An 843-nucleotide genomic window follows, 5' to 3' on the forward strand; every position below is an offset into this window, starting at 1 on the left:
AGCTGGTGTTGTTACTGGAACTTCTACAGCTGGTTGACCTGGTTCTGTAATCTTACCTGTACCTGGAACTTTATTATCTGGTAGGTCACTGTTTGGTACTTTACCTTTACCATCTTCACCGATTGTGACTGGGATTGGCTTACCATCTTTACCTGGGATTTCTACCTTAGTTCCTGGTTTGTATGTTGAGCCGTCTGGTTTCTTCGGTGTTACCGTAACGTCACCTGTCTTAGGATCTTGTTCAACATCTAGTGTTGGTGTCTTTTGAGCTGGTGTTTCTGGTGTTACCTTAGCTGGTGTTGTTACTGGAACTTCTACAGCTGGTTGACCTGGTTCTGTAATCTTACCTGTACCTGGAACTTTATTATCTGGTAGGTCACTGTTTGGTACTTTACCTTTACCGTCTTCACCGATTGTGACTGGGATTGGCTTACCATCTTTACCTGGGATTTCTACCTTAGTTCCTGGTTTGTATGTTGAGCCGTCTGGTTTCTTCGGTGTTACCGTAACGTCACCTGTCTTAGGATCTTGTTCAACATCTAGTGTTGGTGTCTTTTGAGCTGGTGTTTCTGGTGTTACCTTAGCTGGTGTTGTTACTGGAACTTCTACAGCTGGTTGACCTGGTTCTGTAATCTTACCTGTACCTGGAACTTTATTATCTGGTAGGTCACTGTTTGGTACTTTACCTTTACCGTCTTCACCGATTGTGACTGGGATTGGCTTACCATCTTTACCTGGGATTTCTACCTTAGTTCCTGGTTTGTATGTTGAGCCATCTGGTTTCTTCGGTGTTACCGTAACGTCACCTGTCTTAGGATCTTGTTCCAACTCTACTGTTGGTGT

At 43.9% G+C, this 843-nt stretch carries 1 pseudogene; it reads right to left on the reverse strand.

Going from position 1 to position 843, the window contains the following annotated elements:
- Positions 1–843 (reverse strand): annotated as a pseudogene (locus QM406_RS10030) (hypothetical protein); the annotation flags it as partial.

Source organism: Streptococcus infantis (assembly GCF_047465035.1).
In the GTDB taxonomy this organism is placed as follows: Bacteria; Bacillota; Bacilli; order Lactobacillales; family Streptococcaceae; genus Streptococcus; species Streptococcus infantis_T.